The sequence below is a fragment of the Lysinibacillus sp. FSL M8-0355 genome (assembly GCF_038008985.1).
GTDB classification, from domain to species: domain Bacteria; phylum Bacillota; class Bacilli; order Bacillales_A; family Planococcaceae; genus Lysinibacillus; species Lysinibacillus fusiformis_D.
This window is the reverse complement of record NZ_JBBPAI010000001.1, coordinates 3,433,991-3,460,165: the sequence shown is the minus strand read 5'-3', so window position 1 is coordinate 3,460,165 and position 26,175 is coordinate 3,433,991. Positions and strand designations below refer to the sequence as shown.

General features: G+C 37.9%; 23 protein-coding genes. 17 read left to right on the top strand and 6 right to left on the bottom strand.

The annotated features are described in order from the left end of the window. Nucleotide 1: 1 nt before the first annotated feature. The 13 genes from MKY46_RS16755 to MKY46_RS16695 all read left to right on the top strand — a co-directional run bounded on the left by MKY46_RS16755 (nt 2) and on the right by MKY46_RS16695 (nt 17,101). Nucleotides 2–5,518, top strand: a complete 5,517-nt coding sequence (locus tag MKY46_RS16755; protein WP_036121583.1) for a non-ribosomal peptide synthetase — start codon at nt 2–4, stop codon at nt 5,516–5,518. Then, nucleotides 5,502–6,626, top strand: coding sequence for a saccharopine dehydrogenase NADP-binding domain-containing protein (locus MKY46_RS16750; protein WP_036121580.1), 1,125 nt, complete (start codon nt 5,502–5,504; stop codon nt 6,624–6,626). The genes MKY46_RS16755 and MKY46_RS16750 overlap by 17 nt, the downstream gene beginning before the upstream one ends. After that, nucleotides 6,623–7,705 carry a Gfo/Idh/MocA family oxidoreductase gene (locus tag MKY46_RS16745; RefSeq protein ID WP_036121576.1) on the top strand — a complete coding sequence of 361 codons (1,083 nt, stop codon included), beginning with the start codon at nt 6,623–6,625 and terminating at the stop codon, nt 7,703–7,705. Before MKY46_RS16750 ends, MKY46_RS16745 begins: the two co-directional genes overlap by 4 nt. Further along, nucleotides 7,696–8,466: a thioesterase II family protein gene (locus tag MKY46_RS16740; protein ID WP_340834829.1), complete on the top strand. Its 771-nt coding sequence runs from the start codon at nt 7,696–7,698 to the stop codon at nt 8,464–8,466. Before MKY46_RS16745 ends, MKY46_RS16740 begins: the two co-directional genes overlap by 10 nt. A gap of 229 nt (nt 8,467–8,695) precedes the next feature. Continuing rightward, the gene (gene argF, locus MKY46_RS16735) at nt 8,696–9,661 is read left to right on the top strand and encodes an ornithine carbamoyltransferase (RefSeq protein ID WP_340834826.1); all 966 of its coding nucleotides are present in this window, start codon (nt 8,696–8,698) and stop codon (nt 9,659–9,661) included. Nucleotides 9,662–10,513: 852 nt separating this feature from the next. Next, nucleotides 10,514–11,410: a LysR family transcriptional regulator gene (locus MKY46_RS16730; RefSeq protein WP_036128277.1), complete on the top strand. Its 897-nt coding sequence runs from the start codon at nt 10,514–10,516 to the stop codon at nt 11,408–11,410. Between the two features lie 184 nt (nt 11,411–11,594). Further along, nucleotides 11,595–12,923 (top strand): LLM class flavin-dependent oxidoreductase, encoded by a 1,329-nt coding sequence (locus MKY46_RS16725; RefSeq protein WP_036128276.1) that lies wholly within the window; start codon nt 11,595–11,597, stop codon nt 12,921–12,923. Nucleotides 12,924–12,968: 45 nt separating this feature from the next. Next, nucleotides 12,969–13,982 carry an LLM class flavin-dependent oxidoreductase gene (locus MKY46_RS16720; RefSeq protein WP_036128275.1) on the top strand — a complete coding sequence of 338 codons (1,014 nt, stop codon included), beginning with the start codon at nt 12,969–12,971 and terminating at the stop codon, nt 13,980–13,982. Between the two features lie 13 nt (nt 13,983–13,995). Then, nucleotides 13,996–14,274, top strand: a complete 279-nt coding sequence (locus MKY46_RS16715) for a glutaredoxin family protein (protein WP_036128274.1) — start codon at nt 13,996–13,998, stop codon at nt 14,272–14,274. A 20-nt stretch (nt 14,275–14,294) separates the two neighbouring features. After that, a complete protein-coding gene (locus tag MKY46_RS16710) occupies nt 14,295–15,119 on the top strand; it encodes a transporter substrate-binding domain-containing protein (protein WP_036128273.1) in 825 nt (274 codons plus the stop codon). A gap of 23 nt (nt 15,120–15,142) precedes the next feature. After that, on the top strand, nt 15,143–15,847 hold the full coding sequence (locus tag MKY46_RS16705; RefSeq protein WP_036128280.1) for an amino acid ABC transporter permease: 705 nt from the start codon (nt 15,143–15,145) through the stop codon (nt 15,845–15,847). 12 nt (nt 15,848–15,859) lie between these two features. Then, a complete protein-coding gene (locus MKY46_RS16700; RefSeq protein WP_036128272.1) occupies nt 15,860–16,573 on the top strand; it encodes an amino acid ABC transporter permease in 714 nt (237 codons plus the stop codon). A 15-nt stretch (nt 16,574–16,588) separates the two neighbouring features. Next, nucleotides 16,589–17,101: a GNAT family N-acetyltransferase gene (locus MKY46_RS16695; protein ID WP_036128271.1), complete on the top strand. Its 513-nt coding sequence runs from the start codon at nt 16,589–16,591 to the stop codon at nt 17,099–17,101. Nucleotides 17,102–17,147: 46 nt separating this feature from the next. On the opposite strand, the gene MKY46_RS16690 is transcribed toward MKY46_RS16695, so the two are convergent. Then, entirely contained in the window at nt 17,148–18,527 is a 1,380-nt protein-coding gene (locus MKY46_RS16690; RefSeq protein WP_036128270.1) for an FAD-binding oxidoreductase, read from the bottom strand. A gap of 78 nt (nt 18,528–18,605) precedes the next feature. Next, nucleotides 18,606–18,815, bottom strand: coding sequence for a small acid-soluble spore protein SspI (gene sspI, locus MKY46_RS16685; protein WP_036128269.1), 210 nt, complete (start codon nt 18,813–18,815; stop codon nt 18,606–18,608). Nucleotides 18,816–19,053: 238 nt separating this feature from the next. Between sspI and MKY46_RS16680 the strand changes: the two genes are divergently transcribed. Together MKY46_RS16680 and MKY46_RS16675 are read left to right on the top strand one after the other, a co-directional pair. Further along, nucleotides 19,054–19,581, top strand: a complete 528-nt coding sequence (locus MKY46_RS16680; protein ID WP_036128268.1) for an RNA polymerase sigma factor — start codon at nt 19,054–19,056, stop codon at nt 19,579–19,581. Nucleotides 19,582–19,778: 197 nt separating this feature from the next. Then, the gene (locus MKY46_RS16675) at nt 19,779–21,923 is read left to right on the top strand and encodes a bifunctional diguanylate cyclase/phosphodiesterase (RefSeq protein ID WP_230593968.1); all 2,145 of its coding nucleotides are present in this window, start codon (nt 19,779–19,781) and stop codon (nt 21,921–21,923) included. A gap of 51 nt (nt 21,924–21,974) precedes the next feature. On the opposite strand, the gene MKY46_RS16670 is transcribed toward MKY46_RS16675, so the two are convergent. From MKY46_RS16670 to MKY46_RS16660, 3 genes are all read right to left on the bottom strand, one after another. Next, nucleotides 21,975–22,166 carry an H-type small acid-soluble spore protein gene (locus MKY46_RS16670; protein WP_036128267.1) on the bottom strand — a complete coding sequence of 64 codons (192 nt, stop codon included), beginning with the start codon at nt 22,164–22,166 and terminating at the stop codon, nt 21,975–21,977. 12 nt (nt 22,167–22,178) lie between these two features. Then, entirely contained in the window at nt 22,179–22,343 is a 165-nt protein-coding gene (locus MKY46_RS16665) for a YfhD family protein (protein ID WP_139149533.1), read from the bottom strand. Between the two features lie 140 nt (nt 22,344–22,483). Next, nucleotides 22,484–23,893 carry a LysM peptidoglycan-binding domain-containing protein gene (locus MKY46_RS16660; RefSeq protein WP_036128266.1) on the bottom strand — a complete coding sequence of 470 codons (1,410 nt, stop codon included), beginning with the start codon at nt 23,891–23,893 and terminating at the stop codon, nt 22,484–22,486. Nucleotides 23,894–24,174: 281 nt separating this feature from the next. Between MKY46_RS16660 and MKY46_RS16655 the strand changes: the two genes are divergently transcribed. Continuing rightward, complete coding sequence (locus MKY46_RS16655) at nt 24,175–24,453, top strand: diguanylate cyclase (protein WP_051891764.1); 279 nt, start codon at nt 24,175–24,177, stop codon at nt 24,451–24,453. 6 nt (nt 24,454–24,459) lie between these two features. Here the strand turns inward: MKY46_RS16655 and MKY46_RS16650 are convergent, their stop codons facing one another. Beyond that, nucleotides 24,460–24,855, bottom strand: coding sequence for a (deoxy)nucleoside triphosphate pyrophosphohydrolase (locus MKY46_RS16650; protein ID WP_036128264.1), 396 nt, complete (start codon nt 24,853–24,855; stop codon nt 24,460–24,462). A 172-nt stretch (nt 24,856–25,027) separates the two neighbouring features. Between MKY46_RS16650 and MKY46_RS16645 the strand changes: the two genes are divergently transcribed. Next, nucleotides 25,028–25,792, top strand: coding sequence for a TrmH family RNA methyltransferase (locus MKY46_RS16645; RefSeq protein WP_036128262.1), 765 nt, complete (start codon nt 25,028–25,030; stop codon nt 25,790–25,792). Nucleotides 25,793–26,175: the final 383 nt, after the last annotated feature.

Here is a 26,175-nt window from a genome sequence, read left to right as displayed (position 1 = left end):
TATGAAAAAATTAGTAGCAGAGTATCGCGAATTGGGCGTAAATCTTTGGGTAGAAGATGGGAAATTACATTTTAAGGCTCCAACTGGTGTACTTACACATGAACGGAAAGAGCGGTTACGACAGCATAAAGAGCAGCTTCTTGACTTTTTACAAAAAGAACATCAGCCAATCACCCATGATGCAGAAAGACGTTATGATTCCTTTCCACTTACAGATATTCAATCAGCTTATTTAGTAGGAAGAAGCGGCAATTATCATTACGGTGGAGTAGGCTGTAAAGTATATGCTGAACTAGTTGGTACTATTTTTGATCCTATACAGCTTGAAAAGGCATGGCATCATGTCATAAAGCGTCATGATATGCTTCGTGCGATAGTGCATCAGGAGGGCTATCAGCAAGTACTAGAAAATGTAGAGCTTCCAGCTTTACAGGTTATTGATTTAACAGAGGAAGCACCTGAAGCTGCAAATCAACGATTATTACAAGTAAGAAATGAGCTATCTGTTAAACAGTATGCTCCTGATAAGTGGCCGTTGTACGACCTCGTCCTGACACAGCAAAAGAATCAAAGTACTGTTCATCTATCCATTGATATGTTAATTGCGGATTTTGTCAGTATCAATGTATTAATAGCTGAATTAGAACACTTTTATTATACAGAAAATACACCATTACCAGCTTTAGACATTCAATTTAGAGATGTCATGACCCAACAATATGAACAAAAATATAATCGATCGGCAGCCTATGACAAAGCTAAAAATTATTGGACTAGCCGTTTAGAGACTTTTCCAGAAGCGCCAGAGTTACCAGTTGTAAGTGACAAAATGGATAGTCATACCATTCGTTTTGAACAATTTAATTTTTTATTACCGAAACACGAGTGGCAAAGTTTAAGTCAGAAGGCAAAAGAGCATCGACTAACACCATCTAGTATTATATTGACGGCTTTTGCTGAAATTATCGGTGTATGGTCAAAACAATCGCATTTTTGCTTGAATATTACGATGCTTAACCGTCCTACTATTCATGCTCAAATTCATGATATAGTTGGAGACTTTACAACGATTAATCTATTGGAAATATATGCAAAAAGAGATAGAGCTTTTTATGAGCATGCGGCTGAAATTCAACAGCAGCTCTGGACAGATTTAGAGTATCGGGATTTTTCAGGAATTGAGGTATTGCGTGAATTAAAGCGACAGCGCAATCGAGATGTTATTATTCCTGTTGTTTATACAAGCACATTAGGTGCTGAGGTAAATAGCCATATGTCTGATAATGAGCCTAAGTTGAAGCTAGCCTATAAAATTAGTCAGACTCCTCAAGTGTGGATTGATTGTCAAGTATCTGAACAACCAGATGGGATATTGATAAATTGGGATGTACGAGAGGGCATTTTTCCAAATGGTTTAATGGATACTGCTTTTCAGTTTTTTGTGGATCACCTAACAAACCTGGCAAATAACGAGGGAGCGTGGACTGATCGCGATGTGATAGGCTTACCAGAAGCAATGCAAAAGGTTAGAAATGAAATAAAGAATACAACAGTTAATTTACCTAAAGGATTACTGTATGACAAAGTGCTAGATGCCATTACACAATATCCTAAAAATAGGGCTGTTTATGCAGATGGCAAATATTTTACATATGAGGAGCTCGGTCGCTATGTATTTGCTATTCAACAGGCATTGCTGAAGGAAGGTGTACAGCAAGGGGATTTTGTAGCCATTGATTTACCGAAAGGGATTTGGCAAATTGCTGCTGTATTAGGAACATTAACAGCGGGTTGCGTGTATGTACCTTTAGAGAGAGAGCAACCGATTGCACGGAAGAAAGATATTATCAATGAATCGCAAATCACATTTATTTTAAGTCATAGTCATTCTAGTAAATTATACGAACAAGATGATCTTTCTTTTATTAGTGTCGAGCAATTAAACGTTGTATCAGAAGCACAATTAGTTCCTGTACGTGTAGAGGTTGAGCAGCCAGCTTACATTATTCATACATCAGGCAGTACAGGTAAAGCAAAAGGCGTTATTGTCAGTCATAAAGCGGCGCTAAATACAATAATGGATATGAATCAGCGTTTCCATGTAACAGAGCATGATCGAGTTTTAGCCATTGCTAATTTAGCATTTGATTTATCCGTATACGATATTTTCGGCTTATTAAGTGTTGGTGGTAGCATTATATTACCAGAGCATAAACGTCATAAAGATCCAAAACATTGGCTGGAACTTATAACATCTCAGCAGGTCACTATTTGGAATTCAGTACCAGCTCAAATGCAACTTCTTTCCGCTTATATGCAGGATACGACAACAACTCTTCATAACGTATTGCGTCTAGTATTTTTATCTGGTGATTGGATACCTGTTACATTACCTAAACAAATGGCACATTATTTTGAAGAAGCGCAATTTATCAGTCTTGGTGGAGCTACAGAAGCAGCCATCTGGTCTATTTATTATCCAATAGATATGAATACGGCTTATAAAAATAGCATTCCTTATGGTAAGCCATTGGCCAATCAAAATTTTTATGTGTTGAATAAGGAGCTAGAAGAATGTCCTGACTGGACAATTGGTGATTTATATATTGGAGGAGAGGGGCTTGCCACTGGCTATCTACACGATGAAAAAAATACTACAGCGAAATTTATAATCCATCCTTACACAGAAGAACGGTTATATGCCACTGGCGATTTAGGCAGATACCGACCAGATGGTGTGATTGAATTTTTGGGAAGAGAAGATACGCAAGTAAAAATTCATGGGCACCGCATTGAACTAAGCGAAGTTGAAAGCTCTCTACAACGGATGCAGCAGATAGAGCACGCTGCCGTTATTGCAAGTAAGGACTCGGCAACAAAAGAATTTAGTATTTCAGCATTCGCGCAAGCAAGAAAAAATACAAATGAAGTCACAACCTTCGTTCCTTCAGACAAGTTAGCAGCTATAGTGAAGACTGCTGGAGATCGAGCAACTCATGCTGTAGATCGCGAGCTATTTGCACAATGGTCTACAATTTCCAATTGGACAGCCGTCCTAGATATTATGAAAACATTCCAGGACTTAGATATATTTATAGATGATCGAGAATTTTCTTTTAGTGAGATTCAGCAAATTGTGAAAGTTCATCCCTATTATCATCAGCTACTCAGACGATGGCTGAATGTGTTATGTAAAGAGAATCTTATTCAGCAAAATCCAGCTACGACAAACTATTATCTAATTCATACAGATTTACCGCATAATGCTTCAGCAATGTCTTGGCTACAATGGAGAGAAATTGAGGAAAAAATGCAATATGGTAAAAAGCTTGTGGATTACTTTGAGGATTCAAGTAAGCATCTTCTAGGTTTACTTCGGGGCGAAATAGATTCGTTAGATTTATTTTTCCCAAAAGGCAGCTTTGAGATTGCCTTAGCAGCATATAAAGACAATCTGATTAGTCGTTCATTAAATCAAGTGACGATTCAAGCTGTTCATACGATTATAGATGAATTTAGAGCGAGTTATCCAAATAAACCATTTCGAATTTTAGAAGTAGGAGCAGGCGTAGGTGGTGTAAGTTTAGAGTTAATACCGTCATTAGATCAAAAAAATGTAGAATATATTTTTACAGATTTATCACAATTCTTTTTAAATGAAGCACGTAAATCATTTGAACCTTATAAGTGGGTTACATATGGTTTGTATGATATCAATCAATCCTATTGGTCTCAAGGAATTCAAGCATCTTCCTTTGACCTGATTTTATGTAATAATGTTTTACACAATGCTAAAAAAGCACCACAAGTGCTACAGGCTTTTAAGGAAATGACAGTGGAAGGTGGGGCATTGATCGTGGCGGATACAACAGGGGAAAACTATTCCCTCCTTACATCGATGGAATTTCATGCGGGTCTAAATGATTTTGAAGATTTTCGTAAAGATAATGATCAAGTATTTTTCAATCGTGAACAGTGGCATGAGTTATTTGCAGCAGCACAAATGGAGATAGCGGGTGTATATCCTACCCCAAATGATCCATTATCATCAGCCAATCAGGCAGTATTTGTTGGTCAGTTTAGAGGTGAACGCAAGCGAATTTATGCGAGTGAGATTCAACAATATTTAGAAGAACAATTACCAGCATATATGCTCCCAGCGCATATTGAAGTACTCCGTGAATTACCGTTATCTGAAAATGGTAAAGTGGATCGTGGTGCGTTACAAAGTCGCTTAGAAGCATCTAATCCATTTATTGCACAATCTGGAGAATCCCCACAAAGCGATTTAGAGAAAAGAATTGCAGCTATCTGGGCAAAGGCATTAAATCGAGAAAGTATTTGGCGTAATGAAAACTTCTATCAAGCAGGTGGTGATTCATTACTAGTGGCACAAATTGTGGCCGCCATGAGAGATACACTACCAGAGGTGAAGCATTGGGAGTGGGATCAATTAATGGTAGAGATTTTACAAACGCCAACCATTGCAGAGATTGCAGAAAAGATAAGTCACTCAGTGGAAAATCATCAAACAGTGCAGGATGAAACTACTTCAGATAAGAAAACGTCTTTCGTTATTTTAGCTGAAGGTGAAATGGGCGGTAACATGAAAGTTCTATTTCATGATGGAACAGGGACACTTACACCATACAATCAATTGCTCCCTTATTTAATAGAAGAATCTAATCGCAAAGATACGATAGCAGGGTTTATTTTTGGCGATGAAGCAGATTATTTAGCCTATCCATCTGAATCACTCATTCAAAGTTTAGGGCAAAAATATGCCAAACAATTGTTAGAGCTAAATGCTGCAAGCTATGAACTGATAGGATACTGCATGGGTGGACTTATCGCTATTGAAACAGCAAAGGTGTTACTAGCAGAGGGTGTTCGAGTTGAACCAGTCATAACTATAGATACTACGCCGTGTGATGCCAAGCTTCGAAATGATTTATTAATGGAAAGAACATTTGGTTTATTAATAGGTGCAGATCTTGAAAAAAGCGGTCATGCTGTTGACGATGAATTACTCAAAAAAGCATTACAAGATTTAATCAAAAAAGAAACGAACATGATTACGATTGAAGATTTATGTGAACTAACGGGAGAGTTTACACCAGTTGCACACTGTTATCAAAAGCTTGCTAGTAAGTCACCTGAACAAAGATTGGTAGATTTATATACGACTGTTCCAGCTTTGCAGGGTGATATTTCTGCCTATCAAAAACAGCGAATGGAAACGCTATATCAAATTTTCTGTCAAAGCTTTAAAGGTGTTGTATCGTATGGAACAGAGCCTTTCATGGGAGATGTAGCTGCATTTAGCTGTATCGATAAAACGTCATCCTTTTTACCAGTCATGGGTACAAGAAATGAAGAATTTTGGAAAGAGATTACATTTGGTCACTTGAATATTATACCTATAAATGGCAATCACATTACCTGTTTACAAGAGCCATATGTGAAAGAGACTGCTCATTTACTGCTTAAAGGAGTTAGTCATGAACCATCAATTTAAAATAGGAATTATTGGCTACAGTGGATCCGTTGGACAAGCAGCTGTACGATTTTTAAAGGATAAATATCCACTACGCTGTGGTAGTAGAAGTGGCAATAAAGAACATGCTCACTCACATGAATATATAGATTATAGGCAAGTAGATATATATGACCAAGAGGCGCTAGAGACATTTTGTACAGGATGTACAATTGTATTAAATTGTGCAGGCCCATCGTATAGCATTATTGATAGAGTAGCACAGGCTACAAAAAAAGTGGGAGCCCATTATGTTGATGCATTTGGTGCCGATTTGTTGGAAAAAAAATTTATGCAGCAGGAGCTAACGAATATCATGATTCTTTCAGCAGGAAGTTTTCCCGGTTTATCTGGGATTCTTCCTCGTTTATTAGCTCAAGAAGGGTTCGATCAAATAGAGAAAGTAATCGGCTATGCAGGTGGTGAAGAAACATATAGTAAAGGAGCAGCTGCTGATTTAATGCTTAGTTCCATTTATGGATTTGGCACAGCGAATGCCTTTTATAAGAATAAAGAAATAGTACGAGATACTGTACAGCCAGAAAAAATAAATGTCACCATTTATGGTGAGGAAAAAGAAATCTATACTCAAAGGTATATAACAAATGAAACCATCCGCCTCGCAAAAAAGCTACAGATAACTGAAGCACATTGGCATAATATGTATCCAAATAAAGCTGTTTTTTCATTATTACAACAAGCATGTATACGATTGGCGATGAAAAATACATCAGAACATTTACATCAAATTATAGATGAATTGATGGAAAGACTCACTGTATTCCCTGTGCGGCAAACATGGTACACCGTTATCATTGAAATGATTGGAAAGTATCAGCAACAGCCAATACGACGAAAAGCTCAATTACTTAGTCAAAATAGCTTTATGATTAGTGGCATTATTTGTGCATTATCTGTAGAAGCAATTATAGAAGGAATGGTGCACGAAAATGGTGTTTATTGGGCATATGACGTATTAAACCCTACTATTGTGATGCGAGAATTGCGTGTGCAGGGTGCGATAGAAGATTTTAGCATCACTTCACATTCAGAAAATCATGTAAGCTTGTTGGAAGAAGGGATATTATGAGACCGTTAAGGGTAGTGGTTTGTGGTACGAAATTTGGAGCGTATTATGTGCAGGCAATTTTAAACTTACCATCTCATTATAGGCTTGTAGGTATTTTATCTAAAGGTAGTAAACAGTCGGAAGAGCTCGCTAATACATTAAATGTACCGCTTTACACCGATGTGGATGAAATAACAAATGAGCAGGTGGATGTTGCCTGTGTTGTTGTTAAATCTACTATCGTGGGTGGAGCAGGGACAAGCATTGCACAAGCGTTTTTAGAAAAAGGTATACATGTTATTCAGGAGCATCCAGTGCATGAAGATGATTATTTAAAGCTAATTAAAAGTGCGAAAGCTGGTAATTGTAAGTATCACTTGAATAGTTTTTACCCAAATGTTGATGCCGTATATGCCTTTTTACAAACAGCGCAAACATTAAGAGAAGCTAGCGACATTATTTATTTAGAGGCGGCGTGTAGTATCCAAGTATTATTTCCAATGCTTGATATTATCGGACAAGCACTTGGGGGCTTACAAACTTGTACACTTGAACCAATTAATAATCATACAGAGCATGATCCCTTTTATACGCTATCTGGACAAATCCGGGATATTCCAGTGACGTTACGCATTTTCAATCAAATGGATTTAGCTAATCCAGAAAGTAATATTTATTTGTTGCATAGAGTGATTTTAGGAACGAACAGAGGAACATTGTATCTACCAGACCCGCATGGATCAGTACACTGGATGCCATGTATGAGCTCATCATTAAACGAGTCAACTATATTTAATAAGAAAAGAGACAATAAATTCTTAAGCTATCCGGTTGAGGAGATTGTCTTTCCTGCACAAAATACGAGCTTTGAAGATTTATATATAAAGGTATGGCCAAAAAGTGTTGAACGCTCTCTTATAACATTTTCAGAAGAAATTTGGAGTCGTTCTTACTTCAATCAAACAACACAATATTATTTAACAGCTTGTAGATTATGGAATAATATTGGGAAGAAAATGGGGCCGTCCCAAAAAGTCTATATACAGGAACGAGAGCCGTTAAGAATGAGGGATATTAAGGGAGAAAAAGAATGGATATGATGAATGTGAAAAAATGGTTTCCTTTTGTGAAAGCGTTAGATTATGGTCATCCTTGTAAGCTTTTTTGCTTTCATCACGCTGGGGGCAGTGCAGCCATTTTTAAAAATTGGAAAACATGGGAGAGGAACTTAGCTGTCTTTCCGATCGAGCTACCTGGAAAGTCAACAAGAATAAAAGAACAGTACATGACAAATTATCATGATGTCATACAACAAATTGCAGAGGCTATTCATCAAGTGACAAGCCAAACACGAATTTATTTTTATGGTCATAGCATGGGAGCTATTCTTGCATTTAAGACAGCCTGTTTGTTAGAAGAAAAATATAAGAAAAAGGTGAATTTATTAATAGTAGCTGGCCGCCATGCCCCACAGGATGATTTTCCTGATGACTATCAAACAACGATGGACGATAGTGAGCTCATTCAAGAGTTAAAAAGAGTAGGTGGTACACCGAATGAATTGTTAGAAAATGAAGAAGTGCTGCAATATATTTTACCTATTGTAAAAAATGATTATCGCTTGAATGAGTCGTTTGATTATCAAGATGAATTATTCCATGGTCCGATTCTTGCACATTGTGGAACGAATGATCCTGATGCACCAGCATGTAATGTGAAAAATTGGCAAGTTGTCACGACTAATACCTTTCATTTGAAAGAGTTTTCCGGAAGTCACTTTTTCCCATATGAAAATAAACAGGATTATTATAAGGAGTTAGAACAGAGTTGTCAGGAAAACACCTGTCATATGAGTTATTAGTTACGCAAAGAATATATAAAGGATACCTTAAAACGGAGGTATCCTTTTTGTGCTTTAAAAGATTAGTATAGATGAATCTTAATGTATGCATAAATATTCTATATGGCGAATTTTTGTCACATTTAAAGTCTCGTGCTTACTATTTGAAATAAATTATAAAAATTCAGTTGATTTTATATTTATGCATGATATACTAATTTCAACAGCAACGATGTAAGGAGCGAAGGCGATGAAATTACTCGAAGAAGTACAGTTGAAGTTAGTATCTAGTTTAAAAGGAAAAGATCTTCTAACATTGCTAGACTATACAAGTCAAGAGGTTCAAGAACTGATTGAACTAGCAACACAGCTAAAAATGATTACAAAAGAGGGAAAATGTCCAAGATTATTAGAAGGTAAAACACTTGGCATGATTTTTGAAAAACATTCAACTCGTACACGTATTTCATTTGAAGTTGGCATGAATCAATTAGGTGGGAAAAGTATGTTTATGCATGCGCGCGATTTGCAAATTGGTCGTGGTGAATCGATTTATGATACAGCACATGTATTATCTGGTTATTTAGATGGGATTATGATTCGTGCAAATTCTCACGCGATGGTCAAGGAGCTTGCAGAGCATGCAGCTATTCCAGTCATCAATGGACTAACGGATATTTATCATCCTTGTCAGGCATTAGCGGATTTAGAAACGATTGCAGAAAATAAAGGCTTTTTAAAAGGGCTTAAAATTGCCTATGTAGGCGATGGCAATAATGTAGCGCATTCACTAGTCGTAGCTTCTGCACATGTCGGCATGAATGTCGCTGTGGCAACACCAGCTGGGTATGAGTGTGATGCGCAAGTAATCGCCAAAGCACAGGCGATTGCAGCGGCAAATGGCAGTACCATTACGATCACAAATGATCCTGTTGAAGCCGTGTTAAATGCAGATGTGGTTTATGCAGATGTTTGGACATCGATGGGTCAAGAGGAAGAAGCGGCTAAACGTTTACAAGACTTTGCTGGTTATCAAATTAATGATGAGCTAGTTGCCTACGCAAAACCAAATTATATGTTCTTGCATTGCTTACCAGCACATCGTGAGGAAGAGGTGGCAACATCAGTTATTGATGGACCTAATTCTTATATCTTTGAACAAGCCGAAAATAGACTACATGCACAAAAAGCCGTACTGGCATCGATTCTTGCTTAAATTTGGACATATGCTTCTCGAGTTGAGAAGTACGATAAAAAGAGTTTACTTGCGCAGCAGAGGATGTTCAAGTGAATAACATAACAGTGGTAGCGCAGACAGAGGGCTGTAAACCACGCGCGATGTTTGTTGTCAAGATGGATGGCAACATCGCTACATAGTAAAGTAACCCAGGAGACGCTAGGTTACTTTCATGTTGTTGAAAAAAGGTGATATCAATAGCAGAAAAACCAACTTTGCAAGGTGAGAGGTTGATGTCCGTTCCGCCAGCGTCCTTTCCAGGGGGCGTCCGATGAGCCGCTTCACTCACTGCGTTCGCTCCAGGGTCTCCTCTGTGACGCTAAATCCCCTAGGAGTGACGCTGGCTCCACTCCAATCAACCATTCTGCAAAAGTGTCTTTTCCTGAACAAAATAGCCCATTATTTATATTATTAAGAAAGGATAGCCTCTTACTTTCAATGTGGAGAAGTGATGTGTGCCAACACCCCTCCATAAAAGAGTAGTGAATACCTTCACTTTTTTGCTAAAAAGTTAACATTTTATTTTATGGATTGGAGTGGAAGGCTACTTGACTCCCGTGGGAATAGCGAGACGGGCGAGCCCCTGCACGGAGGAAGCGGCTCGGCGCTCGCCCACAGGAAAGCAAGTAGCCTGCAACGGAAATCCTTTTTCACCTTTCACATAAATTCTATGGATGGTTTTGTTTTTCAACACTATGAAAGTAACCTAGGAGACGCTAGGTTACTTTTTCTTTTGATAAAAATTAAAAACATAGTTTTCCAATAAATTATAGAGAATATAAAGAATTATTTATATAATAGGATAAATAAGTATGAAGGGGTGAACTTCTCGTGAATATAGACCATATCGAGGCATTTTTATATGTTGTCCATTACAAAAGTACCCATAAGGCAGCCAATGCGTTGTTTCTCTCACAGCCCACTGTGACAGCACGAATCAAATCGTTAGAGAGGGAGCTTGGTGTTGAATTGTTTTACCGAGATGGGCGAAGTGTGAGCGTATCGGAGAAAGGAAAAGACTTTATACCGTTTGCTACACAAATTGTCCAAACGTTTCAGCAAGGAAAGAAGCAATTAGAGGAAACACAGGAAACAGATGAAGTATGTATTGGGGCAAATGGGGTGACAGCACAGTATTTCTTAGCCTATGCATTGCCGAAATGGAAAGAACAATTTCCTTATTTGCGATTTCAACTAATTACAGGTTCAACTACGATGATTTTAGAAAAGTTACAAAGCCATCAAATTCATCTAGGTCTTATTCAATATGTGCATCGAGATGGCATCAGTAATGAGCTATTATTAAACAATGCGGTGAAACTTGTGAAACATCGTGATCATCTATTACAACAACGTGAACGCATGCAAGCAAAGGAGTTAGCCCAACAGAAAATGGTGTTTTTTGAATGTGGAGCGTTTGATTGGAATTATGTGCATAAAATGTTTGAGATAGAGGGCGTGACAGCCAATATTGAAGTACGTACGGATCATTTAGAAGTTGCAAAGGAATTTATTCGGACAAAGAACTATATTAGCTTTTTACCACATCTTTGCGTCAAAAAGGAGCTCGAAAGCGGTGAATTTGTGGAGATAGACGTCAAGCATTTATTGGATATGAATCAACACATATTTTTAACCTATAAAGATAAAGAGGTGTTGACGACAGCCTTTTGGCAGACAATCTGTGAGACCGCTAAGCAATTTGAAAGCATGCAAGAAAGGCATTGATTAAATATTTTTTCAGAACTTAAAATTTTTTCTATTACGTAGCCTATTGCATATTGTCTAAAGGAACTGTAATATCATTTTCAATCCAAATTTATTTATGAATTAGCATAAATAAAAAATTTTTAAACAAAAACATACTTAACCACTAAGTTTAGTAAATAATGAGGATTGAGGAGGAATTGACATGGCTAGACAGGATAAAATTCGATTTGGGGCCATCATTCATGGAGTGGGGGGCAATATTTCTAGTTGGCGTCATCCAAAGGTAGCGAGTAATCAAAGTGTAAGCTTGCCTTTTTATATTCAGCAGGCTCAGAAGGCAGAGCAAGGGAAATTTGATGTAGCATTTATTGCAGATGGTTTATTTATTAATGAAAAATCCATCCCTCATTTTTTAAACCGCTTTGAGCCGATTACAATTTTATCAGCATTGGCTGTAGCGACGAAGAATATTGGCTTAGTTGGAACCGTTTCAACTTCCTATAGCGAACCATTTACAGTGGCAAGACAATTTGCTTCATTAGATCATATTAGTGCGGGGCGTGCAGGCTGGAATGTAGTAACTACTCCATTAGAAAGTACTGCTTTGAACTACAATAAAACAATCGACCAACATCCTAACCATGCAGAGCGTTATCAAATTGCGGAAGAATATTTAGAGGTTGTCAAAGGCTTATGGGATTCTTGGGATGATGATGCATTTATTGCTGACGTTGACAATGATCAATTTTTTGATCCAGAAAAATTACACATTTTACATCATAAAGGGACCTATTTTTCAGTTCAAGGTCCACTCAATATTGGACGGTCAAAACAAGGTCAGCCTGTTATTTTCCAAGCTGGGTCATCAGATGCAGGCATTCGATTGGCTGCCAAGGATGCAGATGCTATTTTTACACATGGTGCATCAATTGAAGAGGCGCAAACATTTTACAGAAGAGTAAAAACAGAGGTGGCAGCATTTGGGCGTAATCCAGATGAAGTAAAAATCTTCCCAGGAATTTCACCTATTATTGGCGATACAGTGGAGGAAGCAGAGGCAAAATATCAAGAAATCGTTGAACTAGTTTCCATAGACCGTGCACTTGCTTATCTTGGGCGTTATTTCGACCATCATGATTTTACTCAGTATGATGTGAATGCTCCGTTTCCTGAACTAGGTGACATTGGAGCCAATAGCTTTAGAAGTACAACTGATTATATTAAACGATATGCTAAACAAGAGGGTCTTACATTACGTCAGGTTGCTTTACGTGAAGCTACACCTAAAACAGCCTTTTTTGGGACAGCTGAGCAGGTAGCGGATCTTGTACAGAAATGGTTTGAAAAGGAAGCGGCAGATGGCTTCATCATTGGTGTGACAGTGCCTGGTGCTCTTGAAGATTTTGTGGATAAGGTCGTGCCTATTTTACAAGCAAGAGGACTTTATCGTAAAGACTATGAGGCAGAAACACTGCGCGGGAATTTGGGATTACCATTCAAAGAAAGTCGCTATGTCACACAGTCTGTCTAAAAACCTAGTAAATTTATTAGAATAAAAGAAATTAGGAGGCATTGGATGAGCTATACATTAGGCATATTAGATCAAAGTCCGATTATCGAGGGTGCAACAAACGAACAAACTTTGCAAAAAACAGTGGCACTTGCACAAAAAGCGGAGCAGTTAGGTTACTCACGTTTTTGGGTGTCGGAGCACCATCATACAGAAACATTAGCAGGTTCCTCGCCAGAAGTATTAGTTTCCTATTTATTGGCAAAGACAAAGTCCATTCATATCGGGTCAGGTGGTGTGATGCTACAACATTACAGCCCATACAAGGTGGCAGAAAACTTCCATGTACTGGCAGCGTTGGAGCCAGGACGAGTGGATTTAGGTATTGGAAAAGCACCAGGTGGTTTACCTCTTTCCACAAAGGCATTACAATATGGCACGCCCAATCAAGGGGACGATTTTGAAGATAGACTAACATTTTTACAGCAATTAATGGAGCAATCAATACCAAAAGAGCACGAATTATATGGTATACAAGCAACGCCGATTCCGAAGATAAAGCCAACATTATTTTTACTCGGTGCTAGCCCAGAAAGTGCTGCTCTTGCAGGAAAACTCGGCATTGCATTTGTCTTTGCTCGATTTATTAATAGTGACAATGATGTATTAGCGCAAGCAGCACGTATCTATCGTGAGTATAATGCCAGTGGCCACTTCGCCATATCAATCGCAGCCATTGCAGCTCCAACCAAAAAGGAAGCAAAGGAATTGATTGGGGATCAAAAAATTACGAAGGTGCATTTAGCGAGTGGTAGAACACTGACATTACAATCCATAGAGCTAGCTGAAAAATTTGGTCAAGAGTCTGGAGAGGCGTATACAGTCAAACAATATGAGGCAGATATTGTCTATGGATCGCCTAAGGATATTAAAGCAATATTAGATGATTTTCATGTTCAATATCAGGTAGATGAATTCATTTTGCATACTCCTGTATTGAAGGAGTTTGAACGTAAACGCTCATTCGAACTATTAAGTCCAGTTAATTTACAGCTACAGCAAAAAGTGGCAGTCAGCTAAGGAGGTCATCATCATGACAAAAAATGTAGAGATAATTGTTTGGTCGAAACAAGGTTGTAGTTATTGCGAGGATATAAAAGCGTATTTACAGGAACAACGAATAGCATACAAAACGGTGGATGTCACGTCGAATGATACGTTCCGCGACATCCTTGAAATAAAATATGGTGTTCGATATGTACCTGTTGTAGAAATTGGATCAAGTGAAACGGGTATCTATCAAGCTGTAACAGAAATAGGTTTAGAACACCTGCAGAAGGCACTTGCTGTGAGCTTACCCTCACATGCATAACAGAAGGAATGAGGGATTTTATGAAAAAAATATCGTTTTATCTACTATTTGTACTAGCGGCACTATTAACAGCCTGCGTAAGCTCAGAAAAATCAGATGGAGATGCGAGTGCCCAAAATACAGCACAGGGTGGGAAAGATGTTCAAAAAATCATTGTAGGTACGGGGACACAGTTTCCAAACATCTGCTTTTTAGATGATAAAGGCAATTTAACGGGCTATGACGTGGAGCTTGTTCGAGCAATTGATGAGAAGCTACCAGAATATGAATTTGAGTTTAAAACAATGGAATTTTCCAATTTATTACTAAGTTTAGAGACAGGGAAAATTGATTTTATTGCCCATCAAATGGAAGTCAATAGTGAACGACAGGAGAAGTTTTTATTCAATAAAGAGCCGTATAATGTCTTCCCATTAAAGGTGACAGTGAATGAGAAAAATAAAGAAATTCAATCCGTTGAGGATTTGAAAGGGAAGAATATCAGTGTTTCACCAACGAGTAACTCCGCTGTTTTTATTGAAAAATATAATAAAGAGCATAATTTAGGAGCGAATATCGTCTATTCTTCTGGTTCAGTAGATGTCAATAATCAACTGGCTACTGGTCGTATTGATGCCATTATTACAACACCGTTCGCAGTCAGATACTATAACGAGAGCAATGAAGCACAACAAAAGGTTGTAGGTGACGCATTATTAAATTCAAAAGTATACTTTTTACTCAATAAAAATGAAGTGACATTACAGGAGCGCTTAGATGAAGCTATCATTGAATTAAAGAAAGAGGGAGTGGTAAGTGAACTTAGTAAAAAATGGTTAGGTGATGATTACACAGTAGACTTCTAATGACAGGAAAGGAAGGCGGAAGTATGGAAAATAACTTTGATGTCATGCTCATTGCGAAGATCATTCCAACATTGCTTCAATATTTACCAGTAACATTTGAAATACTACTATTCTCCATACTTTTTGGTATGGTACTAGGGATTGTGCTAGCCATACCGAAGCTACTTCACATACCCGTATTGAAGCAGATCATCACGGTCTATATATCCTTTATTCGTGGAACCCCTATTTTAGTGCAGTTGTTCTTAGTATTTTACGGCATACCTGCATTGCTAAAATTGATTCATATTGACGTTACTCGCATGGATGCGATGTATTTTGTCATTATTACCTACACACTAAGCAATGCGGCAGCCTTTGCCGAAATATTTCGTGCTGCTATTTTAACCGTTGACCGAGGACAAATGGAGGCTGCCTATTCAGTAGGCTTAAATGGAACACAGGCTTTTATGCGCATTGTTTTCCCACAGGCAATTCGTGTTGCTTTTCCAAATATAGCAAACACGATGATTAGTTCATTAAAAGATACATCACTAGCGTTCTCTATTGGCGTAATGGATATGGTTGGACGTGGAGAAACCTTGATTGCTTCAACGACACGAGCGTTTGAAATCTATGTAGCATTGTCTATTGTTTACTATATTATCGTGATCGTGCTGGAAAAACTATTTAAGTTCAATGAACGCTATTTTAATCGTTATATGCCAAAGGAATTGGCTTCACAATAGGGGGAATATAGTATGACCATTGATCTGGCTTTTATAGTAGAAGCCTTACGAGAAATTAGTAAAGTAATACCTTTAACCTTATTCATGACCATTACACCTGTATTATTAGGTATTGTTATAGGGATAATCGTCGCTTTTGTTCGCATTAAACAAATAAAATTTATTGCGCCTATACTTAATTTTTATGTCTCTTTTTTTAGAGGCACGCCCATTATTATGCATATCATGCTCGTTTATTTTGGCTTGCCAATGCTAGTGGATATGATGGCAAGTACTTTACAGTTAAAGATACAATCAAGCACCATTCCTATATTATTTTTTGTCATACTCGCCTTAACACTTAGTGCGGGAGCTTATGCTTCTGAAATTATTCGCTCAGGAATATTAAGTGTACCGAAAGGACAATTAGAAGCAGCCTATGCGATTGGTTTAACATTTACTCAAGCGATGCGACGTTATATTTTACCGCAAGCATTTGGGCAGTCTATTCCGAATTTGACAAACGTCTTTATTGGCTTTTTACATGCCACATCCTTAGCATTTTTTCTATCTATTAAAGAGTTGACTGGTGCTGCGAATATCGTTGCTTCTGTGAATTTAAAGTTTTTAGAGTCATTTATTGCTGTGGGAATCATTTATTGGGGAATATCAATTGTGGCAGAATGGATCTCACATCGCATTGAAAAAAGAGTAACCGCCTATCGTAAGGGTGGCTTTTCATCATAGAAAGGGGAAACTAGCATGACAGTAGCTGACATTGTGATTGAACATTTACAAGAGGAAGATTATGAACGCTATCTTGAGGTTTTAGTCGAGAGCTATGAGCAATACGAAAAAGACTATCAGGACCCTGAACATTGGCAGTCATATTTAAGTGATATCCGTGCTTCAGTCGGCAATCCGAACGCAGAAACAATTCTTGTAGCAAAGCGTGGTGAGGAGATAGTAGGAGGGCTACAAATATTTACTGATGCGGAAAAAGCATATGGCTTGCCAGAGCTGAATATTCAATCTACGATCGTACGCTTGTTAGGCGTACATCCGAAAGGGAGAGGGCAAGGGGTCGCTAAGAAATTATTACACGAAAGTTTTGCCTTTGCCAGAAAGAGACAGGATAAGGCTCTTTATTTACATTCAGGTGATATCATGCAGGCTGCTATTAATCTTTATTTATCTCTAGGCTTTGTACGAGACGAGTCAAAGGAATTTTATAAGGGCGACATTTTAGTCAAGAGCTTCCGCTATGATTTATAAACATAAACCCGCTGATGACATAGTCATTCAGCGGGTTTATCGTTAGTTATAGGGTGAAAATTTTTCCTGGATTCATAATGTTATATGGATCGAGTGCTGCTTTTATACTTTTCATGACAGCTAAAGAGGTACCGTGCTCAGTAGCTTGATATTTCATTTTGCCAATGCCAACACCATGTTCACCTGTACATGTACCACCCCGAAGTAAAGCATATTGAACAATCTGTTCATTGAAGCGATCTGCTTTTGCCTGCTCCTCTATGTCATTAGGATTTAACATTAGTAGTGCATGGAAATTTCCATCGCCCACATGTCCGACAATCCCGCCTGCAAGACCAATATGATCGAGCTGCTCACGCGCATACAAAATGGTTTCTGCAAGCATGGAGATTGGTACACAGACATCTGTTGACATAAGCTTTTTCCCAGGGTAAGCATGAATATACGCATAGGCTAAGGAATGACGTGCTTCCCAAAGCTTGTTACGTGCCGCATTATCTTGTTCAAATTCAACGGATAGACAGCCGAAGTCCTCAAAAATTTCTGTAGCAAATGCTATATCTGCATGCATACCTGCTTCATTTCCGTGAAATTCTAAAAATAATGTTGGTTTTTCGCTATAGGAAGTATCGTTATAGATATTGGCTTGTTTCATAGAGGCTTCATCAACTAATTCCACTCGGCCGATTGAAATGCCTACCTGTAATAAAGCAGTGACGGCACAGACAGCATCGCCTACTGTATCAAAAACTGCGCGTCCTGCTGTTACAAATTCAGGTATACCGTAGACTTTCAATATTAACTCTGTAAAGCAGCCAAGTGTCCCTTCTGAGCCTACAAATAGACCGTTGAGATGATAACCAGAAGAGGACTTCGCAGCTAAATTACCAGTATGGATGACGGAGCCGTCTGCAAGTACAACCTCTAAATCACGAACTTGATCCCGCATAACACCGTAACGTACTGCGGTTGTACCACTAGCATTCGTTGCTGCCATGCCACCTAATGTTGCATCTGCACCTGGATCTACTGTGAATTGTAGACCGTGCTTTTTTAATTCCTTATTTAATTGAGAACGTGTGACCCCAGGCTGTACTTTTACAAGAAGGTCATCAGGTCGAACTTCTAAAATAGCATTCATTTCAGAGAAGTCGATGGAAATACCATGTGCAATAGGAATTGCATTTCCTTCTAGGCTGGAGCCAACACCAAATGGTACAACTGGTACACGTTGTGCATGTGCAATTTTTAAAACGGCACTGACATCTGCTGTGGAGCGTGGAAAAACAACGATATCAGGTAGGCTCACCGCATGATGAGATTCATCCTTCCCATGTAGCTGTCGTACCGTTTCGTTTGTTGACACTTGTTCTTCTAATAACACCTGTTTGAGTTGATTGACAAGTAATTCTACTGCAACAGTCATTCCAATCCCTCCAAATTTTCTGATAAATAAAACTTTATCACGCATTTATTGGAAATGGAATGCACTGTGCATTAAAAATCAGTTTGCAAATATTTTTTCTAGTTTTTGAACGAATTCATCTTGTTCAGATGGACTTGATTGCTTCCACCAATTTTCGAAAAACACCCCAAGCCCTGGCAGTAAATGTTCTTCTCCACGGTTAATGGCATCTTCCACAATATCTTTAAATTCTGCTGCAGATTGACCATGAACATTTGCAGTAATGGCATCTCTTATTTGAAAATTCATCTATTTCGCCTCCTTAGTAGTAATTTGTCCAATCATCGTTTAAATATGTATGAAATGCCAAAGAAAAATATATGATTTTTACAATAAATTGCTGAGATTATGTATAAATAGGACAGGGGTTTTAGTCATTCTCAACGATGAAATGATGAAAATGTGTACTCGCTTTCAATAAACGCCAGGGACTAAGATAGTATCACCTAGGAATATTGGACTGTGCATAGTCGACAGGAAGAGTAAAATGTCTATTCAGAACGAGCAAAAGCTTTCACCAACACAATCCTTTGAAGAAATATTAGAATGTGTGCAACCAATGATTACCGTTATTCTTAAGCAACTTCATATCTATAAGGAGTTTGATTATTATCGTCATATTGCTTCCATTGCTGTATGGAGGGCATGGCTAAAAGCAGATCCAGCAAAAGGACAATTTTCCGCTTATATATATTCATCGATCAAAGGAGAGATTTTAAATGAATTATCAAAGGAAAAAAGCTATAAAGAGCGAATAACAGTCGTTGATGATGAAACACTCGATTATGTTCGTAGTGAGTTCAAAGGAGGGGAGAATCAAAAAAATTCTATTGACCTTGAAAGTATTTTGACCCAGTTAAAGCAGATAGAAAGAAAAATACTACTCCTTTATTATGTAGAAGGCTACAATGATCAAGAAATAGCCAAAGTACTAGGTTTATCTGTCGCTGCTAGTAAAAAAAGACGGGCTAGAATCTTCCAGAGGCTAAGTAACCAAGTTTTTGAAGTGGAATGAAGTACTAAAATATCAAAAGTATGCTAATATTGAAATAAAATGAATATTAGCATACTTGATATGAATGCATACAAATTCAGATAAAAGTGTTATGATTTGTAAGAAGTCAAAGAAATATACAATTCTAAGTGTATTATTTAATATAGTTAGTTAGAATTTCCTAGTCAATGTTTAGATAGTTGTATGGAGGGTTTGTAGTGGAGAAATGGTTTAATCAAATAGAGAAAAAAGAGGTTTGGTACATAATATTGCCGTTATTACTTGTCATACCATTATTAAGCTTTAGCAATCAAATGTATGGTGTATTCCAGGGTGACATTTATCAAAATTTAAAATTGGTGATCCAAGTTTTAATCATTGTTTTTACAATGGCTATTGCGATCCAATCTTATTTAGTATTTTCACACTTATTATCCAATCAAACTTTATACATAGGGAACATTTTTTTTATAATTGCATTACTTGAATTAGTTAGCTTGTTCTTTAGTCAATCTACTGAATGGGGCTATATGGACGAGTCAATACATATATTAATGCGTGTGTATCTATCCATTGGATTTCTACTGATTATTTTATGCAAAAGACAACAATTATCAATGAACTATCGGTTGTTTACATATGGTAGTTCTTTGCTATTCGTTATAGTCAGTATTTCTCTAGTGTATATGGTATCCAACATATTGTCAGAACAATTGCTAGTGTATATTGATAATATGGTACACCTTTTTGCTATAATTCTTCAAATTATAACCATTGTGATAGTAAGTAGGTATCTAAAAAAAATGCCGAAGCGATCGATGTGGTTAATCAGTGCAGCCATCTCGCTTATTGTAAGTGATGTCTTTTTTATTTTTAGTCAAGATCAAAATGCGATATGGGATTTCTCGGCATTAATTTATCAATTTTTAGCCTTTTACTTTTTCTTAAAGGCGATTTATTATACATCTGTGGAAAAGCCGTTTCAACAATTATTAAAAATTAAAAAGGATCTTGAACAATCTCAAGAAGAGCTGCGATTTCAGGCCTATCACGATGATATAACACTACTGCCAAATGAGCATTTATTACTAAAGACGTTAAAGGAAAATTTACATGATAATCAAGTGCAGAAGGCCATCATTGCCATAGAAATTGACCGTTTTGCAGCCATTCGCTCCTCTATCGGGATAAGTAATTCTAATAAAATGATGAAGCTTGTCGCAGAGCGCATTCAAGCGATTGTACCTCCTCATTATTTTGCAACGAAGCTGCGAGAGGGTCAATTTGTTATTTATATTAATCATGTAAAGACGGTTGAAGAATTATTACAATTTTGCTTAAATCTCAAAAGTGCCATGAAAGACCCTTTGCAGGTACAATTATTTTCATTAAATGGCAACTTGAATATGGGCATTGCCCTCTATGAGGATAAATGGACGGGCGAAGAGCTATTGATGCATGCCCAATTAGCAATGAGAGAGGCTAGACAAATACCCCAAAGATTTCTTTTTTATAAGCCTTATATGTCAAAAGACATTGCAGATCGAATTTTGTTAGAGCAAGACTTACATAATGCATTAGCCAATAATGAGTTTTATTTAGATTATCAGCCACAGGTAAATTTAAAGACGGGCACAATTGAATCCGTCGAAGCATTGGCCCGCTGGCGGCATCCGACGCGTGGCTTTGTACCACCAGATGTATTTATTCCCATTGCCGAAGAGTGTGGGCTTATTATCCCATTAGGTAAATGGATATTAGAAACAGCTTGTATGCAAGCGAAAACATGGGAAAAACAAGGGTTACCCCCGATGAAGGTGGCAGTGAATTTGTCACTTGGGCAATTATTTCAGCAGGATTTAGTAGAAATGGTGGAAGAAATTTTACAACGCACAAAATTGACGCCTAAATATCTACAATTAGAAATTACGGAAAGTATGACGATGAATATTGATCAAATGACACAGCTATTACATGAATTAAAGGCATTAGGCATTCAAATTGCTGTAGATGATTTTGGAACAGGCTATTCATCTTTATCCTATTTAAAGGATTTTCCCATTGATTGTTTAAAAATCGACCGTACTTTTGTAAGAAATGTGCCGCATAATCCAAACGATGAAGCACTTGTTTCCATGATTATTTCGATGGCTAAACATTTGCGTTTAAAGGTTGTTGCAGAAGGTATTGAAGAAGTGGAACAACTATCATTTCTGATGGATGGCGGTTGTGATTATATTCAAGGCTATCTATTTAGTAAGCCAATCTCACCTCAGCAAATTTCAGAAACTTATACGGAGTTACACCACCATATAGATGAAGTGTTAACACAGCTTCAATATATTGAGGATTATATTATTTAAATAAAAAAAGAACCTGCTTATTGACTATGCAAATAAGCAGGTTCTATCTGTTTAATGAACGAGATATTCTTCCTTTAATTCGGAAATAGCTACTTCAGATCGCTCCTCTAAAGAGCGGCGAAGGTGAACAGTCGCTGTTTTCTCATCATTGTGGAGTTGGTCGATCCAGACGGAAACGCCATTATAGCTCACTTCATATTCTGACGGTGAGGCAACAATTTCTTGTGCACGTTGAAAATTCAACGGAAGCCCCCCTTATTTTTTTTGTTTATTTTTGTTTTGTGTGACTGAATTAATGAGCTCCATAAACTCTTGAGAAAATTCTTCACTCACCTTATTTGGTGCGATTTTTTGGTTTTTTGGTGTTTGAGGTAATGAAGCTTTATTATTGCTTTGACCTTGTTTATTGTCTCTTCCCATGTGAGTTGCTCCTTTCCTGTTGATATAGGTTAATATGGCTTCAAACAGCATTTTTTATCCCGACATCACAGGTAGTAAGTCGTTACTTCACATGGGAAAAAGTTGCATAGCTCTTTATTTTTTGAGAACAATAACGAGCACTACGGTTTTTTAATGGAAAAATGATTGCTTAATAAAACCCAATTTTGAGGGAACGGGAAACCTAATGCCCAATAACTAATACCTCGAAGGTTATAGTGTTTGACCATATCAAATTTCGCCTGTGCACTTCTTGCATCTTCAAACCATACCTCGTGATGCCTTCCTTGCTCATCGACATACTGATAAAAAGGAGATTGTGCAGTCGGGTCAAATTGTATTGTTGCTCCGTACTTGATGGCTCTATTAAGCGCCTCCTGCGGACTAAACGTTTCTGCTTCCTGTCCTTTGACATGAGGTAAGAGCCAATCACGCGCATACAGCTCAAAGCCCAATAGAATCTTATCGGCTGGAATTTCAGTTAAGGCATATTCCACAACTCTTCGCATTTCATTAATAGGGGAAATGGCTTGTGGAGGGCCAAGTCGATATCCCCATTCATACGTCATTAATACTACAAAATCTGCAATTCTCCCATGTGCTTCGTAATCATGTGCTTCATACAATGTGCCAGTTTGCGTAGCACTTGTTTTTGGTGCAAGGGCAGTTGACACTAAATAGCCCTTTGGATGAAGCATATCAGCGGCTAATTGTATAAAGGCATTGAAATTTTCACGATCTGCTGGCAAAACATTTTCAAAATCGATATTCAATACTTGGTAGCCTTTATCTTGCATCACTTGTAAAACATTATTCATAACTTTTTTTCGTAGGTCAGCATCGGACAAGACGACATGTGCTAAATTAGAGCCTTCTTCTGTAGCAGTAAAATTAGCGAGCGTTAACATAGGGATGATGTTTTTAGCCTTTGCAGCTGCTATCATACTTTCGTCGCTGATGGGCTGTAATGTACCGTCTTCCTTCATTTTATAAGCAAAGGGACTAAAGTACGTTAAAAGGTGACCAACGGCATTAATTGAATCAATCGCTTCTTCAGATGGCTGATAGGAATAAGCATTGACTTCAATCATCGGTAATTCTCTTGGGATGATTAAATTAGTTCCTACATATAGCATATTAGGATTGTTTATTTGATTTTCCACCACAATGACTTGAACGGTCGTACCGTAGCGCTGAGCTATTTGCCATAATGTTTCTCCTGGCTGCACGATATGGATGATGGGGGGAATTATTAATTTCGTTCCTGGTGTTAACATATCGGGATTTGTTAGATGATTTTCTGAAATGATGGATTGTAAAGGAACACTAAAGCGTTGAGCAATTGACCATAACGTGTCCCCACTTTGAACAGTATAAATGGTATAAGGAGAAGGAATAACTAGTGATTGCCCGATAGCTAATTGATCGGGTGTAGCTAATGCATTTAATAGACTGATCGATTGAACAGGTACAGCATAATGATTGGCTATTTGCCATAATGTTTCGCCAGCACTCACTACATGAATAAGCATAGAACACCTCCTACACGATGTTATTAGTGCATCATATGTTTCAAAGGTGAAAATGAGTATTTTCATGTGAGTCTAGTAAAATAGTTGAAACTTCAAATTCTTTGATAAGTTTCATGGGGAGAAAGGCGCTTGTTGTTGAAAAAGGTGAGGCTCACGGGGACGGCAGAGCCCTTCTCCTTATGTATTTTAAATATCGATCATTTTAAAAACGTTCATGATATAGAGGGTCATTAAGTGGGAGATGATGTCCTGTTCAATTAGCACAGCTACTGTAGCATCGAGTGCGTGTAAAAGACAATGTTGCTCGTTACGGCGATGAGGAATTTATCAGCATCTTACCAGTGAACGAAATAGCTGTGGCAAAAGCAATTGGAGAACAATTAAGACAAACTGTTAAGCAGGATAATTGGCCGACAGGACGTATTACGCTCAGTAGAGGGATTGCTACAATAACAGCTGAGGATACAGACATGCCTTTCATAAAAAAAGCAGATGAAGCACTGTATGTATTGAAAGCGTATGGATGCAACCGAGTTACTCATTATCATGAGATGAAATGAATGTCTTTATTTTTCGGCTAATAATTTTTGGATAGAAGGTAGATCTGCTGGAGCGAATGGAAGTTCGAGCAATTGCTTGCGAGGAACCCATTTTGCTTCAGCATGTTCTAGTATTTTGGGTACGCCTTTCACAATCGTTGCCTTATATGTTTCTAAGTGAACGAAAAATGTGTCGTATTCATGAAGGGTTACTGCGACTCGATCACCTACTTGAATCATACAGTCAAATTCCTCAAAAATTTCACGATAAAGCGCCTGCGCAGGTGTTTCGCCGTGTTCTATCTTCCCACCAGGAAACTCCCAGTAATTTGCTAGTACCATATGTGGATTTCTTAAAGCACAGAAAATTTCTTGCTGCTCATTTTCTATAATGGCACCAACGACATGTATCGTTTTTTTCATTTATATTCACCTGCCTTGACTTAGTATGCTGTGTCTAATTATAGCATGTCTATATTGTTCTTTACTGAACGACTGTAGAAAATAATAGTTTTCTCACATAACTATGAAATTTGCCATTTGCTAAGGTATAATAGTGGTCAATATATAGGAAAAAGGCGGTAAGAGGTAGCATATGAAGAGAATTGAATCTACGCAAAATGCGTTAGTGAAATATTGGAAAAAGTTAGCGACAACAAGAAAAGAGCGTGAACGATCAGGTGAATTTCTAATAGAGGGTTTTCATCTTGTGGAGGAAGCTTTAAAAAATAAAGAGCAAGTATTACAAATTATTGTACGTGAAGGTATTGATTTGCCAATGTTATGGCCGATTGATGATGTTGCTATTGTAGAAGTAACAGCAGCAGTAACAAAGGAATTCGCAGAAACAGAAACTTCTCAAGGCGTGTTTGCTGTATGTAAACAGCCAATTTTAGAGGATGAAGTGAAGGCCACTTGGCGTAAAGTGCTATTAATTGATGCAGTCCAAGATCCTGGTAATATTGGAACAATGATACGCACTGCCGATGCAGCAGGATTAGATGCCGTGATTTTAGGAAAAGGCTGTGCAGATGCCTACAATCCTAAAACATTACGCGCAGCTCAAGGCTCCCATTTCCATATCCCAGTAGTACGCGGAGACTTAGCAGAATGGGTAGACTTGCTACAAGATCAAGGTGTACCTGTCTTTGGTACTGCTTTGGATGAGGAGGCAGTGCCATATAGTGACATTCAGCATTCGGGTGCATTTGCTATTATTATGGGGAATGAAGGAAGTGGCATCCAGCCACAGCTATTAGCGATGACAGATCAAAATATGATTATTCCACTTTTTGGACAAGCTGAATCATTAAACGTAGCAGTTGCAACAGGTATTGTTTTATATGGCTTTGTGAAATAATTGACAGATCCTTGTGGGATTCAGGTAGTTGTCTCTTGATTTGCTACTATTCGTTATTGTATAATTTATTCTAAAATGTATGTTTAAATAATAAATGCTTTGATCGGGAAGTAGTAAAGATTGTGAATGGACGACAGGGAGCGTAAGGCCGGAGATTGAGAGCCGACGCCGTACCAATGCAATTTTGAATTCAGCCCGTGAGCAGCTACCGGGACCAGCGTGATGCTGTAAAGGTGTGCCGGCTTCATCAAGTCGTTATGTCAATGAAGTGATTGTAAGTTTTTTGCTTGCAATAACTAGGGTGGTACCGCGAATATGTCCTCGTCCCTTTTTAGGGGCGAGTTTTTTTATGCCTAAAATGCAGGCATTTATTTTCTAAGGAG

Bases quoted from the DNA above. Each gene is read 5' to 3' on its own strand.
- MKY46_RS16650 (WP_036128264.1), bottom strand. From the start codon at position 24,855: ATGAAAAAAACGATACATGTCGTTGGTGCCATTATAGAAAATGAGCAG.
- MKY46_RS16750 (WP_036121580.1), top strand. From the start codon at position 5,502: ATGAACCATCAATTTAAAATAGGAATTATTGGCTACAGTGGATCCGTT.
- argF (WP_340834826.1), top strand. From the start codon at position 8,696: ATGAAATTACTCGAAGAAGTACAGTTGAAGTTAGTATCTAGTTTAAAA.
- MKY46_RS16725 (WP_036128276.1), top strand. From the start codon at position 11,595: ATGGCTAGACAGGATAAAATTCGATTTGGGGCCATCATTCATGGAGTG.
- MKY46_RS16710 (WP_036128273.1), top strand. From the start codon at position 14,295: ATGAAAAAAATATCGTTTTATCTACTATTTGTACTAGCGGCACTATTA.
- MKY46_RS16715 (WP_036128274.1), top strand. From the start codon at position 13,996: ATGACAAAAAATGTAGAGATAATTGTTTGGTCGAAACAAGGTTGTAGT.
- MKY46_RS16665 (WP_139149533.1), bottom strand. From the start codon at position 22,343: ATGGGAAGAGACAATAAACAAGGTCAAAGCAATAATAAAGCTTCATTA.
- MKY46_RS16660 (WP_036128266.1), bottom strand. From the start codon at position 23,893: ATGCTTATTCATGTAGTGAGTGCTGGCGAAACATTATGGCAAATAGCC.
- MKY46_RS16645 (WP_036128262.1), top strand. From the start codon at position 25,028: ATGAAGAGAATTGAATCTACGCAAAATGCGTTAGTGAAATATTGGAAA.
- MKY46_RS16705 (WP_036128280.1), top strand. From the start codon at position 15,143: ATGGAAAATAACTTTGATGTCATGCTCATTGCGAAGATCATTCCAACA.
- MKY46_RS16695 (WP_036128271.1), top strand. From the start codon at position 16,589: ATGACAGTAGCTGACATTGTGATTGAACATTTACAAGAGGAAGATTAT.
- MKY46_RS16690 (WP_036128270.1), bottom strand. From the start codon at position 18,527: ATGACTGTTGCAGTAGAATTACTTGTCAATCAACTCAAACAGGTGTTA.
- MKY46_RS16680 (WP_036128268.1), top strand. From the start codon at position 19,054: ATGTCTATTCAGAACGAGCAAAAGCTTTCACCAACACAATCCTTTGAA.
- MKY46_RS16700 (WP_036128272.1), top strand. From the start codon at position 15,860: ATGACCATTGATCTGGCTTTTATAGTAGAAGCCTTACGAGAAATTAGT.
- MKY46_RS16740 (WP_340834829.1), top strand. From the start codon at position 7,696: ATGGATATGATGAATGTGAAAAAATGGTTTCCTTTTGTGAAAGCGTTA.
- MKY46_RS16720 (WP_036128275.1), top strand. From the start codon at position 12,969: ATGAGCTATACATTAGGCATATTAGATCAAAGTCCGATTATCGAGGGT.
- sspI (WP_036128269.1), bottom strand. From the start codon at position 18,815: ATGAATTTTCAAATAAGAGATGCCATTACTGCAAATGTTCATGGTCAA.
- MKY46_RS16755 (WP_036121583.1), top strand. From the start codon at position 2: ATGAAAAAATTAGTAGCAGAGTATCGCGAATTGGGCGTAAATCTTTGG.
- MKY46_RS16745 (WP_036121576.1), top strand. From the start codon at position 6,623: ATGAGACCGTTAAGGGTAGTGGTTTGTGGTACGAAATTTGGAGCGTAT.